The 15,213-nt window shown below is 72.5% G+C and carries 6 protein-coding genes; 5 read left to right on the top strand and 1 reads right to left on the bottom strand.

Going from position 1 to position 15,213, the window contains the following annotated elements; genetic code table 11:
• Positions 1 to 129 precede the first annotated feature (129 nt).
• The 5 genes from AB0G11_RS41235 (at position 130) to AB0G11_RS41215 (ending at position 13,403) form a co-directional block, all read left to right on the top strand.
• Positions 130 to 636, top strand: coding sequence for a SigE family RNA polymerase sigma factor (locus AB0G11_RS41235; protein ID WP_357592228.1), 507 nt, complete (start codon positions 130 to 132; stop codon positions 634 to 636).
• Entirely contained in the window at positions 633 to 1,742 is a 1,110-nt protein-coding gene (locus tag AB0G11_RS41230) for a hypothetical protein (protein WP_357592226.1), read from the top strand. The genes AB0G11_RS41235 and AB0G11_RS41230 overlap by 4 nt, the downstream gene beginning before the upstream one ends.
• 192 nt (positions 1,743 to 1,934) lie before the next feature.
• Positions 1,935 to 4,742 carry a beta-ketoacyl synthase N-terminal-like domain-containing protein gene (locus AB0G11_RS41225; protein ID WP_357592224.1) on the top strand — a complete coding sequence of 936 codons (2,808 nt, stop codon included), beginning with the start codon at positions 1,935 to 1,937 and terminating at the stop codon, positions 4,740 to 4,742.
• A 17-nt stretch (positions 4,743 to 4,759) separates the two neighbouring features.
• Positions 4,760 to 10,048 (top strand): amino acid adenylation domain-containing protein, encoded by a 5,289-nt coding sequence (locus tag AB0G11_RS41220; RefSeq protein ID WP_357592222.1) that lies wholly within the window; start codon positions 4,760 to 4,762, stop codon positions 10,046 to 10,048.
• Positions 10,049 to 10,163: 115 nt separating this feature from the next.
• Positions 10,164 to 13,403 (top strand): amino acid adenylation domain-containing protein, encoded by a 3,240-nt coding sequence (locus AB0G11_RS41215; protein WP_357592220.1) that lies wholly within the window; start codon positions 10,164 to 10,166, stop codon positions 13,401 to 13,403.
• Between the two features lie 5 nt (positions 13,404 to 13,408).
• Here the strand turns inward: AB0G11_RS41215 and AB0G11_RS41210 are convergent, their stop codons facing one another.
• On the bottom strand, positions 13,409 to 14,737 hold the full coding sequence (locus tag AB0G11_RS41210; RefSeq protein WP_357592218.1) for an MFS transporter: 1,329 nt from the start codon (positions 14,735 to 14,737) through the stop codon (positions 13,409 to 13,411).
• Between the last annotated feature and the right edge of the window lie 476 nt (positions 14,738 to 15,213).

The following is a 15,213-nucleotide window of genomic DNA, read 5'->3' as shown; positions in this document are numbered from 1 at the left end:
CGTTGTGCGCCAGGGTTCGTCCCCTCGTCGCCACGAGCTGAGCCATCTCCCCGACACGGGCCGGCCGATCCTCCGCCTGCAACCTTTCGCCGCGCCGGTGGCGTTGGCAACGGTTGAGAGGAGAGCCCATTGAACCGTCATGAAGGCTTCCACGAGTTCGTGCTGGCCCGCCAGCAAGCGCTGATGCGCACGGCGTACCTGCTCATCGGGGACGCGCACCTCGCGGAAGACCTGCTCCAGAGTGTGCTGGCCAAGGTAGCCAGGCACTGGCCCAAGCTGTCCCGGGAGGGCAACCCCGAGGCATACACCCGGAAAGCGCTGGTCAACCAGTACATCTCCTGGACGCGCCGGGCACGGCCCGAGGTGGCGAGCGCCAGCCCGCCCGAGACGGGCGTGTCCTATGACGAGGCGGTGCTCGACCGGGTCATGCTGCGCCGGGCGCTGGCCGAATTGACCCGCAAGCAGCGGGCCGTGATCGTGTTGCGCTTCTGGGCGGACCTGACCGAGGCGCAGACCGCCGACGCGCTGGGCTGTTCGATCGGCAATGTGAAGAGTCAGACCCATCATGCGCTGGCCCGCCTGCGGGCGCTCGCCCCCGGCCTGGTGGAGGCGCGCCTTGAGGAGGTGGCCCGATGACGAGGTTGCGTGAGGCACTGGACGGCCTGGCGGAGGAGGCTCCGCCGGTGAGCCTGGCGGACGCCGCCATGGCCGGCTACCGGCGCGGGCGACGGGCGAGGCTGGCGGCGGGCACCGTGGCGTTGGCCGCGGCGCTGGGGGTCGTCGCCACGATGGGCACGATCGAGCTCTGGCCGGGCGGCGTCGACACGGCGGCCACCCAGGAGCGGGTGACCGTGCCCGACCTGCCCACGGGCCGAGTGGGACCCGCCGCCCACGCCTACCAGACACCCTGCGAGCTTGACAAGGAGGACCGCGGCCCGGACTGCTCGGCCGTGGAGTGGCGGGTGGTCACCCGCGACGGCAGGACGTACGCGCTGCCGGACGCGCTCACGGCGGTCCGCGGCGCCACCCGGGTCCCCGTCGCGATCAGCAGGGACGGGCGGAAGGTGGCCTACTACAGCCACGACGCCGGCACGCACGTGGTCCGCGACCTGGTCGACGGCGGGGAGCTGACCTCGCCCGTGCCGATCCCGGAGAGCCGGATCGGCATCGGCTCGACGCTGGCGATCTCCGACGACGGCCGCTACCTGGCGTTCGACCCGCGCGAGGGAAGCAAGGACCCCGGGCTGCTCATCGACCTGCGCACCGGCAGGACCACGCAGCTCCCGGGCGTGTACGAGGTGGTCGGCGTCAAGGACGGCGTCGCCTCGCTGGTCCGCTACCGCAAGACCGACCTGTGGTTGATGCCGGTCACCGGGGGCGGCCGGCCGGTGCGGTTCGACGGAGTGTTCATCATGTTCAGCGAGCTCGCGCCTGACGACCGCACGGTCGTCGCCGTACGCCACTCACAGTCCGGCTCGCGCGAACTCACCGTGCTCGACGCCAGGACCGGGCGGACCCTGCGGCCGGTGCCCGTGCGCGGCCTGCCGAAGGGCAGCGCCATCGACGGGACCGGCGTGTGGCTCAACCCGAAGGAGGTCACGGTCATCGCCGCCGACCTCAGAGGGCGATACGCCTACGCCGTCGACGTGACCACCGGCCGGTCCCGGCTCGTGGCCGACTACGGGAAATCCTCCTCCCGGACCACGCTCGCCCTGCCCGGCATCAACGGCGAGTTCAAGTAGCGGGTGGTGGCGTGGTCAGCCGATTCAACGACGGCATGTATATGTGTCGCGTTTGTGAGTGATTAACCGCCTATTCAATCCCCGAAATAATACTCGTCGATCAATGGAGCAAAAGCGCCTCATTGGCACGCGGATTACCCTTGTAAATCAAACCAATCGCCGGTCCGGTCATGTCTCCGAGGTGAAGAGGACATGACCGGCATCGCAGAAACCGACGAGGACATGCAGAGCGCCGTGGCCGTCATCGGAATGGCCGCCCGGATACCCGGTGTCGCGGACCTCGACGAATTCTGGGCCGCGCTCGTCGCCGGCCGCGATCTGACCACTCGCCTCGGCTCCGGGCGCGCGTACGGGGTGGTCGACGGCACCGAATGGTTCGACGCCGCGTTCTTCGGGGTCTCGCCGCAGGAAGCGCCGGCGCTCGACCCGCAGAATCGGGTGTTCCTGGAGTGCGCCTGGGAGGCCCTGGAGCACGCCGGTTACGACCCCCACACCTACCCGGGCGCCATCGGCGTGTACGCCGGGAGCGGCGAGACGGACCACCTCGCCCTCGTGCGCTCGCACCGGCAGCTGTTCCCGGACCTGACGGACGGCCGGCTCCGGCTCGCCGGCAGCCGGGACTTCCTCACCGGCCAGGTGGCGTACAAGCTGAACCTGCGGGGCCCGGCCGTCACCGTGCACACCGGCTGCTCCACCTCTCTCGTCGCCGTTCACCTGGCAAGCCAGGCCCTGCTCACCGGCGAGTGCGACCTGGCCCTGGCAGGTGGGGTCACGTTGCGTGGCGTCTCAGGCGCCGAGGAGGATGACGACCTGCTCTCACCGGAGGGCTGCTGCCGGCCGTTCGACGCGGACGCCGACGGGATGGTCGGCGCCGACGGGGCGGGAATCGTCGTGCTCAAGCGGCTGCCCGACGCGCTCGCCGACGGGGATCACGTCGACGCCGTACTCCGGGGGTGGGCGCTCAGCAACGACGGCTCCGGCAAGATCGGCTTCACCGCGCCGAGCGTGGCAGGGCAGGTGGCCGCGATCCGCTCCGCGCACCTGCTCGCCGGCGTCTCCCCGGAGACGATCGGGTACGTCGAGGCGCACGGCACCGGCACCGCGATCGGCGACACGATCGAGGTCCGCGCGCTGTCGGAGGCGTTCGGGCCGGGTACGCCCCAGCGGTGCGTGCTCGGCTCCGTCAAGTCGAACATCGGCCACACCGACACCGCAGCGGGCGTGATCGGCCTCATCAAGGTGGTGCTGTCGCTGCGCCACGGCCTCATTCCGGGCACGGCGCACTTCCGCCGCCCCAACCCGCACCTCGGTCTCCCGGCCGGCCCGTTCGTGGTGACGAACGAGGTGACGCCGTGGCCCCGGGGTGACCGTCCCCGCCGGGCCGGGGTCAACTCCACCGGGATCGGCGGGACGAACGCCCACCTCCTCGTGGAGGAGGCGTCCGCCGTGGACCTGCCGCCCGGCGACGACCGCCACCACCTGCTGCCGTTGTCGGCGCGTACCGCTCGAGCGCTCGCCGAGTCGGCTGCGCGGCTGCGCGCCCGGCTCGATCGTGACACGGTCGCCCTCGCCGACGCGGCATGGACTCTGCAGACCGGGCGTGCCGCGTTCGCCCACCGGGCCTTCGTGGTGTGCCGCGACCGCGACGAAGCCATCCGAGCCCTGGCCGGCCTGGCCGAGCGGCCGCCGGTCACAGAGAACCCTGTGGCGGGTACGCCGCAGGTCGCGTTCCTCTTCCCCGGGCAAGGCAGTGCGCACGTGGGCATGGCACGCGAGCTGTATGCGCAGGAGCCGGTCTTCCGCGCGGCCATCGACGACTGCGCCGCCCGGGCCGGTGCGGACCTCGGGCTGGACCTGCGGCAGGTGCTGTACCCGGAGCCCGGCGCCGAGGCCGAGGCGGAGGCGCGGCTTACCACGATGGCGGTGGGCCTGCCCGCGCTCTTCGCCGTGGAGCACGCCATGGCCGAGCTGTGGGAATCCCGTGGGGTCGGCCCGCACGCCGTCCTCGGGCACGGCCTCGGCGCGTACGCCGCCGCCGTCTCGGCCGGGGTGCTGACCAGGGCCGACGCACTGTCACTGGTGCTCACGCACGGGCGGCTCCTGGACCGCGCACCCGAAACCGCCACGGCGCCGCTGTCCATGCTCGCCGACGAGTACGCCGAGGCCGTGGCGTCCGTGCGGCTGAGCGCGCCGCGGCTGCCGTGGATCTCCGACCGGACCGGTGCGCCGGTCGCCGCGCGCGACGCGTGCGACCCGGCCTACTGGGCCGGTCACCTGCGCGACACCATCCGGTTCTCCGACGCCTTGCGGACCCTGCTCGCCGACCCCACCCGGATCCTGCTGGAGGTCGGCCCCGGCAGTGCGCTCGGGAGCCTGGCGCGGCAGCACCCTGGCTGCGGACCGCGCCGCACGATCGTGCGGAGCCTGCCGGACGCGCCCGAAGGAGCCGGGAGCGCCGCCGAGTCGCTCCGCGCCACCGGGGCGTTGTGGCAGGCCGGGGTGTCCGTGCGCTGGTCCGCGCTGCATACCGGCCGGCCGCCCCGGCGCGTCCCGCTGCCCACGTACCCGTTCCAGCGTGAGCGGTTCGCGGTGGACGCCCCCACGCCCGTCGCGGCACCCGTGGCGCCGGACGCACCGGAGCCTGTGCCCGGACCGGACGCGGACCGGGTGGCGGCCGATCCCCGTACACCGGTCGAGCAGACGATCGCCGACGTATGGCGCGAGGTGCTCCGCGTGGAGCGCGTGGGCGTCGACGACGACTTCTTCGATCTCGGCGGCCACTCCCTGCACGCGACGCGCATGCTGGCCCTGCTGGGTCCGGCACTGGGCCCGGACGTCCCGCAACTCACGATCATGGATGTCTTCGACCACGCCACGGTCCGCGAGCTCGCCGCGCTGGTGAGCGGATCCGATGCGGGGGAAGGGGCCGGCCCGCCTCCCGCGGTCGCGGACCTCGAACCCCCGGCCGCGCCGGACGCGTCCGGCGGACGGCTCAGATGACCTCCGGAGGACGTCCTGTGAGCGACCTGACCGACCTGCCTGCGACGCCGACGACGTTCCCCGTCGTACCCGACGGGGAACCCGTGATGTCGTTCGCCCAGGAACGCCTCTGGTTCATGGACGCGTACGCGCCGGGCACGACGGCGTACACGATCCCGGAGGCCTGGCGGCTGCGCGGCGCGGTCGACCCGGCCGCGCTCGCCGCGGCGTTGAACCGGGTCGCGGCCCGGCACGAGCCGTTGCGGACCCGCTTCCCCGCGACCGGGGACGGCCGGCCCGTCATCGTCGTCGACGATGACGGCGTGATCCCGCTCACCACCGCGGAGGCGGCGTCCGGCGACGAGGCGGGGGCGCTCGTCGACGCCTTCATGGCCGAGCCGTTCGACCTCGCCACCGGCCCCGTGGCGCGGGCGATGCTGATCGGGATCGCCCCCGACGAGCACGTGTTCGCGCTCGCGGTGCACCACATCGCGGCGGACGGCTGGTCCACCGAGCTCCTCCTCGGCGAGGTGCTGGCCTGCCTCGCCGGCGATCCGCTGCCGGACCTGCCGGTGCGCTACCGCGACTTCGCCGCGTGGCAACGCGCCCGGCCCGGCACCGAGCGTGACGTGGCGTACTGGCGCGAGCAGCTCGCCGGCGTCACGCCGCTCGAGCTGCCGACCGACCGGCAGCGGCCGCCGGTACCGACCTACACCGGCGCCGCGCACGAGTTCTCGGTGGCGCCGAGCGGGCTCAACGAGCTGTTCAGACTCGGACGCAAGCACCGGGCCACCCCGTACATGGTGCTGCTCGCGGCGTTCGCGGTCCTGCTGGGCCGCCGGGCGCGGCAGGACGACGTCACGATCGGGTCGCCGACGGCCGGCCGGCCGGTGCCCGAGCTCGACGACCTCGTCGGCTGCTTCGTCAACATGGTGACGATGCGGATCGACCTGTCGGGCGACCCGACGTTCGCCGAGCTGCTGCAGCGGGTCCGCGCCACCGCCGGGCACGCGTACACCCACCAGGACCTGCCGTTCGAGCGCCTGGTCACCGAGCTGAACGTGCCGCGTGAGGTGTCACGTTCGCCGCTGTTCCAGGTGGTCTTCTCCCTGCAGAGCTACGAGTCGGCCCTGCCGAGCACCCCGTCGCTCACCGCCACCGCGGACGTCGCCCTGTCGCACCGCGTGACCCGGTTCGACCTCGAGCTCCACACCGCCGGCGACGGCGGCTTCATGATGATCTACAACACCGCGCTGTTCAACGCGGACTCGATCGCCCGCATGGGCGACCACTTCCGCGTCCTCCTGGATGGCCTCGCCGCGGACCCGCACGCCCCGATCTCACGCCACGAGCTGCTCACGGACGACGAGCGCGCGCAGCGCGCGCACTGGAACGACACCAGCGCCGACCTCGGCGCCGACCAGTGCCTGCACGCCCCGGTCGAGGCGCAGGCGCGCAGGACGCCCGACCACCCGGCCGTGCTCCACCCCGGCGGTCAGCTCTCGCACGCCGAGATCGACCGGAGGGCCGGCCACCTCGCGGCGCGGCTGATCGCCTCCGGGGTGACGAGGGGCGACCTGGTGGCCGTCGTGATGGAGCGCGGATGGGAGCAGGTCGTCGCCGTGCTGGCGATCAACAAGGCCGGCGCCGCCTACCTGCCCGTCGACGCCGACCTGCCCGAGCGCCGCCGAAACGAGCTCATCGCGCGCGGCGGCTGCACCGTGGCACTCACCCAGCCGGCGCTGTGCTCGCGGCTAACCTGGCCGGACGGGCTGGCGACGCTGCCCGTCACCGAGGTGTCGGGCGGCCCGCCGCCGGCCTGCCCCGCCGAGCCGGGCGACCTCGCTTACGTGATCTTCACCTCGGGCTCGACCGGCACGCCGAAAGGCGTGATGATCGAGCACAAGGCCGCGCTGAACACCGTCCGCGACATCACCGGACGGTTCCGGGTGGGGTCCGGCGACCGGGTGTTCGCGCTGTCCGCGCTCAGCTTCGACCTGTCGGTCTACGACGTCTACGGCACGCTGGCCGCCGGTGCCACGCTGGTCATGGGACGGGCCGCGGAGGACAAGGACCCGGCGGCGTGGGCCCGGATCGTCGCGGAGCAGCGGATCACCGTGTGGAACTCGGTGCCCGCGCTGATGGAACTGCTGGTCGAGCACGCCGAGCGGGACGGCGCCGACCTCGGCTCGCTGCGGCTCGTCCTGATGTCCGGCGACTGGATCCCGCCGACGCTGCCCGACCGCATCCGCGCGCTCGCCCCGTCCGCCGAGATCGTCAGCCTCGGCGGGGCGACCGAGGGGTCGATCTGGTCGATCTTTCATCCGATCGGGCACGTCGACCCGTCGTGGACCTCGATCCCGTACGGCCGCCCGCTGGCCAACCAGCGGTTCCACATCCTCGACCCCGGGATGTGCGACGTCCCGGCCGGAGTGCCCGGCGAGCTGTACATCGGGGGCGCCGGAGTGGCGGCCGGCTACTGGAAGGACCCGGAGCGGACCGCGGCGGCGTTCGTCACGCATCCGCGCACCGGCGCCCGCCTCTACCGGACCGGCGACCTCGGCCGGTACGGGCCCGACGGGGTGATCGAGTTCCTCGGCCGGGCCGACGCCCAGGTCAAGATCCGCGGTTACCGGATCGAGCTCGGCGAGATCGAGGCGCATCTGACCCGCCATCCCGAGGTCGCCGAGTGCGTGGTGACCACGCACGGGAGCGGCAGCCTCGCCCAGCTCGTCGCGTATGTCGTGCCCGGATCCGGACCCGGCCCCGTGCCCGACCCCGCGCGGCTGCGGTCGCACCTCGCCGCGGCGTTACCGGCGTACATGGTCCCCAGCTCGTTCGTCACGCTGCCCCGGCTGCCGCTGACCGCGAACGGCAAGGTGGACCGCGGACGGCTGCCCGCCCCTGAGGCGCCCGCCGGCCGGGACGCCGGGCGGACGCCGCCGCGCACCGGCCTGGAGCGGGCGATCCACGCGGTGTGGGCGGACGTGCTCGAGCGGGCCGACGCCGGGATCGACGACGACTTCTTCGACCTGGGCGGCCACTCCCTCCTCGCGATCAAGGTGGTGGAACGGCTGCGGCGCTCGGTGCCGGGTGGCGCCGGGATCGCCGTGATGGACCTGTTCACCCACCCGACGATCCGGCGGCTCGCCGCCCTGCTCGACGGGAGCACGACGGCGGCGCGCGGGATCCTCCACCGGCTGACCCCGGAGCCGGCGGCCGAGCCCGAGCTCAGCTACGTCGCCGTTCCGTACGGCGGTGGCGGCGCGATGGTCTACAAGCCGCTGGCGGACGCGCTGCCGGCCCCGCACGCGCTGTGGTCGGTCGCCATCCCCGGCCACGACGTCGGGATCGACGAGCGGCACGCGCCGCTGGAGGACGTCGCCGAGCGGTGCGTGCGGGAGATCCAGGAGAGGATCGCCGGGCCGATCGCGCTGTACGGGCACTGCGGCGTCGGCTCGGCACTCGTCGTGGAGATCGCCAGGAGGCTGGAGGCGGCAGGCCGCGTCCCAGAAGCGGTCTACATCGGCGCGATCTTCCCCTTCGCCCGGCCGAACCTCGGCCTGCCCGCCGCGCTGGGCCGGCTCACGCATCCGGACGCGTGGCGCGGCGACCGCTCCTACGCGGACGGGCTGACCTCGCTCGGGCTCGACCTGAGCGACATCGGCCCCGCGCAGGCGCGGCGCATCATGCGCAACACCCGCCGCGACACCCGAGCGGCGGAGGACTACTTCACGGAGCTGTTCGACACCCCGGTGGAACGGCTGCGGGCGCCCATCATCAGCGTGGCCGGGGAGCACGACCCGGCGTCCGAGCACTACGAGGAGCGCTTCCGCGAGTGGCACTTCCTCAGCGACACCACCGCCGTGGTGCTGCTCGACGAGGCGGGCCACTTCTTCCAGAAACACCGCGCCGCCGAGCTCGCCGAGATCGTGACGACCACCCATCCGGCCCTGTCCACCGGCGAGCCGGTCGGCGGGGACGGGTGGCGGCTGCTCGACGTCTCGCACGCGGGGCCGCCGGACCCGCCCCACGGGCCCCGGCCAGGGATGCGCCGGTTCCTCGCGGTGGCGTCGGGGCAGCTCTTCTCGATCAGCGCCTCGATGCTGGTCGCGGTCGCGATCCCGATCTGGCTCTACCTCCTCACCGGCTCACTCGTCCAGTTCGCCCTGTCCGCCGTCGCCGGGGTGGTGCCCGGGCTGCTCGTCGCGCCGGCGGCCGGCGCCGTGGCGGATCGCCGCAGCCGTCGCACGATCACGCTCGTGGCCACCGCCGGCGCGGGCGCGGTCCACTCGCTGCTCGGCCTGCTGCTGTGGACCGGGAACCTGCAGAGCTGGCACGCCTATCCGCTGCTCGCGCTCCTGTCGGCCGCGCTCACGTTCCAGCGGCTCGCCCACGACTCCGCCGTGCCGCAGCTCGTCCCCCAGCGGTACCTCGGCCACGCCACCGGTGTCGTCCAGCTGGCCACGGGGGCGAGCCGGCTGATCGTGCCGGTCGCCGCCGCCGGGCTCCTGGCCGTCGCGGGGCTGGAGGGCATCGCCGTCCTCGCCGTGCTGAGCCACGCGGTCGCGATCGCCGTTACGCTCCTGGTCCGGTTCCCGCGGCCTCTGGCGTTGCGGCGAGGGGAGCCGGTGACGGCCGAGCTCAAGGCCGGGTTCCGGTACGTGTGGGACGAGCCCCGGCTCCGCCGGATGCTGATCTTCTGCGCGGTGCTCAACGTCTTCCTGTCGCCGCTGTTGCTGCTGATCCCACCGCTGGTTCTCGCCGCCGGGACGCTCGTCGACCTCGGCTGGATCCTGCTCGGCTCGGGACTGGCGGGCGCGTCCGGCGCCCTCGTCACGACGCTGTGGGGCGGCCCGCCGCGGCGACGGATGCGCGTCGTGCTGCTGTGCGCGCTCTGCCTGGGCGCGTTCTGCCTGGTGACCGGCCTGCGGGCGGACCTGGTGACGATCGGCGCCGGCGTGTTCGGCCTGTCGCTGTCGCTGAGGGTGCTCAACGGGATCCGGGCCGCGATCGTGGAGGTCAAGGTGCCGCAGCGGTTTCACGGCCGGGTGCTCGCGCTCCACACGATGATCTCGTGGTCGGCGGTGCCGATCGGCTTCGCTCTGGTCGCGGCGTCGACGCTGTCCGGGCCGGGGCAGGGGATCGCGCCGCTGTACGCGCTGTTCGCGGTGGCTGTCATGGCGCTGGCGGTGGTGGCCCTGTGCTCCGGGCTGCCCCGGCTCGTCGACGACAGTCCCGACGCCGCCCCCGACGACCTGATCGGGCTCCAGACGTTGGGCCGCGCTCCCATGACGTCCCCGGCCACCGGCTCGACGCGTCGATGAGACTTCCGCCGGGAATGTCCGGGCCTTGAATTCGCGGCCGGAATAGTGAACGGAGCCTATGGAGGAATGCACGTTGACCCAGCGAGATTCTGACGTCCATGCCAGTGCCGTGCCAATGGCGACCGACATCCCCCTGTCGCTCCAGCAGGAACAGGTCTGGTTCCTGCATCGGCTCGCTCCGGACAGCATCGCCCACCACGCGCATTCGACGATCCGGGTCGCCGGCGCCTTCGACCTCGACCGGCTCGATCGTGTCATCACGGAGATCAGCCGGCGGCACGAGATCCTGCGCACCACGTACCCGGAGATCGGCGGTAAGCCGCGCCAGGTGGTGCACCCGCCGCAACCGGTCCGGGCCAGGCGGCTCGACGTCAGCGACACCCGCGAGGGACAGCACGAACTGCTGGACGAGATCGTGGCCCGAGAGCTGCACCGGCCCTTCGGCCTCGAACGCCTGCCGCTGATTCGCTGGACCGTGGTGCGGCTGTCGGCGAAGGAGCACGCACTCGTCGTGGTGGAGAACCACCTGCTGCGCGACCGGCGATCCTTCTCGCTGTTGCTGCGCGAGTTCGAGACGCTGTACAACGCGTTCGCCGAAGGCGCCGGGTCGCCGTTGGCCGAACCGCCCCTCCAGTACCGGGACTTCGCACTCCGGCAACGCTCGGCGCTGCAGACCACGCCCATGCGGGCGCGGCTCACGTACTGGCAGGACCGGCTCGGCGACCTTCCGCCCCTCCTGGAGTTGCCGATCGACCACCCGAGGCCCGCGATCCAGAGCTTCCGCGGGAAGACCCTGCGGGTCGACCTGCCACCAGAGCTGCCGGCCCGGCTGCGCTCGTTCTGCCGATCCCACCGGGTGACGTCGTCCAGCGCCATGCTCGCGGCGTTCTACGCGCTTCTGCACCGCTACACCGGGCAGCGGGACATCTGCGTCGGGTCCGCGTCCACCGGCCGGCAGGCGCCCCTGACCGAGGACCTGCTCGGCATGTTCGCCAACACGGTGCCGCTGCGGTGCGACGTCGACGCCACGCTGGGCTTCGCCGACCTGGCCGGGAAGGTGCACAGCGCCGTGCTGGACGCGACGGCGAACGAGCTGCCGTTCCCGGAGCTGGTGAGGGCGCTCAACCCCGGCCGGGAGCCGGGCCGCAACCCGCTGACCGACGTCCTCTTCAGCGTCGACGACTCCACGATCCAGGACCTCGACCTCGCCGGAGCGACCGGGACGGTCGTCGAGCACGGGAACGGCGGGGCGAAGACGGACCTGAACGTCGTGGTGATCCCCCGTGACGCCGAACCGGCCGACGGCCGGATCACCATGCTCTGGGAGTACGTCGCCGACCTGTTCGACGACGCGACCGTCCAGCGGATGGCCGACGGTTACGTGCGGCTGCTGGCCGACGCGATCGCCAGGCCGGCGGCGCCGCTGTTCCGGCTGGCCGTGCTCAGCCCGCGGGATCGCGACCTGGTGCTGAACGACTGGAACCCAGAACGCCATCCTCCTGCCGACGTCGGCCCGCTCGTCCATCACGCGGTCCGGGCGCAGGCTCGCAGGACACCGGACGCTCCGGCCATTCGCGACGGCGCCCGCGAGGTCGGCTACGCCGAGCTGATCCGTCAAGCGGACTCGCTCGCCGGCATCCTGCGCGCACGCGGTGTCCGGCCCCGGACGGTGGTGGGCGTCTGCCTGCCACGTGGCGCGGACCTGGTGATCGCCGAGCTGGCCGTGCTCTGCGCCGGGGCCGCCTACCTGCCCCTGGACCCGGAGAACCCGCCGGCCCGCCTCGCGGGCCAGTACGCCGCCGCCGGCGCCGTTCTCATCGTCACCCACAGTGCGATCGCCGACCGGCTCCCCGGTGATCTCGCACGGCTGTCGGTGGACCGGCTGCCGGACGCCGCCGAGGTGGCCGACGCCGGTCCGCCGGACACGACCACGCACGACGACCTCGCCTATCTCATCGCGACCTCCGGTTCGACCGGCCAGCCGAAGATCGTCATGGTCGGCCATCGGTCGCTGTCCAACGTGGTCACCTGGCGTGCGCGTCGCTGTGGGCTCGGGCGGGCCGACCGGATCGCCCAGGTCGCCTCCCCGGGGTTCGACACCTCCGTGACGGACATCTGGCCCACCCTGGCCTCCGGCGCGACCCTGTACGTGCCGGACCAGGAGACCCGGCTCGACCCGGAGCGCCTGCGCTCGTGGCTGGTCGACGAAGGGATCACCGTGACCGAGCTGCCGACGGCGCTGGCCGAACGCGTGCTGGCGTTGACCTGGCCGCCCGATCCGGCCCTCCGGGTGCTGATCACCGGCGGTGACCGGCTCCGGGTCCGGCCGGCCGCCGGCCTGCCGTTCCGGGTGCTCAACGAGTACGGCCCGTCGGAGACCACGGCGACCACGACGGCCGGGTACGTCGCCCCCGCCGGGACCGTGCCCGGGCCGCCCGACATCGGGCGCCCGATCACCGGCGTCAGCGTCTACATCCTGGACGCGTGGCGGCAACCCGTACCGCCCGGGGCGACCGGTGAGCTCTGGATCGGCGGCGTCGGCGTCGCACGCGGCTACCACGGCTCGGCGGAGCTCACCGCGGACCGGTTCGTCCCCGACCCGTTCTCCGGTGTCCCCGGGGCGCGGATGTATCGCAGCGGCGACCTGGCCCGGCACCTCTCGAGCGGGCGGATCGCCTTCCTCGGCCGCCGGGACCGCCAGATCAAGCTGCGCGGCTACCGGATCGAACCGGCCGAGATCGTCGAGGCGCTGCGCGCGCACCCCGCGGTCACCGACGCGGTGGTGCTGGCCACGACCGACGGGACGGGGGAGAAGCGTCTCACCGCCTACCTCGAGGCGGAGGACCGGCCGGCGCTGCGGCAGCAGTTGCGTGAGCACCTCGCCAACCGCCTGCCGCGGTACATGATGCCCGCCGATTTCGTGCTGCTGGACTCGTTGCCGCTCAACCGGAACGGGAAGGTGGACGAGCGCGCTCTGCCGGCTCCCGGGCCGGCCGAGCCCGATCCCGACTTCCGGGCGCCCGGCACCGACACGGAACGGCGGCTCGCCGAGGCCTGGCGCACCGTGCTGCGGCTGGAACGAGTCGGGCTCGACGACAACTTCTTCGACATCGGCGGGCACTCGCTGCTGCTGGCCGAGGTGCAACGGGAGCTCGCCGGACGGGGTCACCACCTGTCGATCGTGACGTTCTTCGAGTACCCGACGATCCAGCACCTGGCCAAGTATCTGGACGAACGCGGCGCGGACGACGGGCACTCCGATGCCGGCGAGCCCGGCCTGGCCGCACGACGCAGTGCCGGGCGCGCTCGCCTGGACCGGCGCCGGGCAGCCGTGCGCTCGGCCGAGCCGGATTGATCTCGCTACCGCCGGTCCGCCTCGGGTTCGTCCGGGTGGACGCGGGACGGGCCGGCCGTGGTCTCCGCGGCCGGCTGCTCCGCGCCGTGGTGGACGACCTCGCGCAGCTTCGGGATGCTGGACAGCAACAGCGGCAGGAGGGACAGCGCGTTGAGCCCGGCGGCCATCCAGAACACTCCCGGCAGCCCGGCGTACTCGGCCAGCAGCCCGCCGCCGGCGGCGCCCAGCGGGATGACGCCCCAGGTGGCGAACCGGAACACCGAGTTCATCCGCCCCAGCAGGTGCGGCGGTGTGACGGCCTGGCAGAGGCTGACCTGCAGCACGTTGAAGACGAACGCGCCGAGGTACGTGACGAACATCCCCGTCGCGAACGTCACGGGCCCGATGGACATCGGCAGGATCGCCGAGCCGGCGGTGAACACGACGATCGAGACCAGGAAGGCCGTTCCGGTGCCGAAACGCAGCGCGAACGGCTCCGCCACGAGCGCCCCGAGCACGCCGCCGCCGGTGCCGGCGGCCAGCGCGACCCCGATCGCCACGGGGCCCATGGCGTGCACCTCGGCGGCGTAGACGACCTGCAGGGCCTGGATGACCGCGGAGCCGATCTCGGCGAGCGTGGCGCACAGCAGCAGCGGGCGCATCAGCGGGTGACCGAAGACGAAGCGCATGCCCTCGCGGATGTCCCGGACGAGGCCGGCGCTCTCGACCGGCCGGTCCACCGGCGCGGGCCTGCGGACGCGCAGGACGTAGTACGCCGACACCAGGTACGTGACCACGTCGGCGAGCACCGCGAGCGGGGCGGTGAGCAGCTGCACCATGAGACCGCCGACGGGCGGGCCGCCGATCTGGGACGCCGAGCGGGACAGCTCCAGCTTGCCGTTGGCGTCGATGAGACGGTCCTCGGCGACCAGCGACGGCAGGATCGACAGCTGCGCGACGTCGTAGAAGAGCGTCCCCAGCCCGATCAGGAACGTGACGACGTAGAGCAGCGGCATGCTCAGCACGTCTAATGCCAGCGCGATCGGCACGGCGAGGAGCGCCACCGCCCGCAACAGGTCGGCGCCGACCATCACCGCGCGCAGCGGCAGCCGGTCCACCCAGACGCCCGCGGGGAGGCCGACCAGCAGGATCGGCAGGTACTCGACCGCCCAGAGGAGGCCGATCTGCGTGGGTGATGCGTCGAGGGCGAACAGTGCCACCAGCGGGAGGGCCAGCAGGGTGATGCCGGTGCCGGTCAGGCTCACGGTCTGGGACAGCCAGAGGTTGCGGAAGTCCGCCGCGCCCCACAGGCTCCGGGACAGGCTCGATCGCCGGCCGGCCGTCATCCCGGACATCGGTCCACGGTCGTATCGGGCATGGTTTCCTTCGGGGTGAGAAATGCGATACGAATAGCGCCCGCGTATGTTCACCGAAATTCGCGCACAGCGAATCCTATGAAGATCGGCCGGCGGCCGAATTCAGTAGAACGAGCGGGCCGACTATTTGTCAAGGCGCCCGGACCGGCCGAATCGGCGGCGCTCCTGCGGGTCATCGGAAATTGGCCTGACGTTCACCCGTTTCCTTCCTGTGATCGCCCGGGCGCATGGTTACTCTGATGATCGTCGGCCCGTAAAGGTCGCCCTTATTTCCTGTCCGACATCACTTCCGCCGCGCTGACGTCGCGATCGATTACGACGGAGATTGAGCTGTATGAGTTTCGACGACGTTGACGACAGTGAGCCATTTCCATCCTGAAGCGCCAGGTCACAAGCATGTTGCAAGCTCTCGATCTTGACCTACAAGCAGAGAAGCCCCTGGTAGATGCGTTGTC

The organism is Nonomuraea sp. NPDC023979 (assembly GCF_040639085.1).
Taxonomy (GTDB): Bacteria; Actinomycetota; Actinomycetes; order Streptosporangiales; family Streptosporangiaceae; genus Nonomuraea; species Nonomuraea ceibae.
The sequence above is the reverse complement of the archived record's forward strand: the minus strand, read 5'-3'. Positions and strand labels throughout refer to the sequence as shown.

Bases quoted from the DNA above. Each gene is read 5' to 3' on its own strand.
- AB0G11_RS41230 (WP_357592226.1), top strand. From the start codon at position 633: ATGACGAGGTTGCGTGAGGCACTGGACGGCCTGGCGGAGGAGGCTCCG.
- AB0G11_RS41225 (WP_357592224.1), top strand. From the start codon at position 1,935: ATGACCGGCATCGCAGAAACCGACGAGGACATGCAGAGCGCCGTGGCC.
- AB0G11_RS41215 (WP_357592220.1), top strand. From the start codon at position 10,164: ATGGCGACCGACATCCCCCTGTCGCTCCAGCAGGAACAGGTCTGGTTC.
- AB0G11_RS41210 (WP_357592218.1), bottom strand. From the start codon at position 14,737: ATGTCCGGGATGACGGCCGGCCGGCGATCGAGCCTGTCCCGGAGCCTG.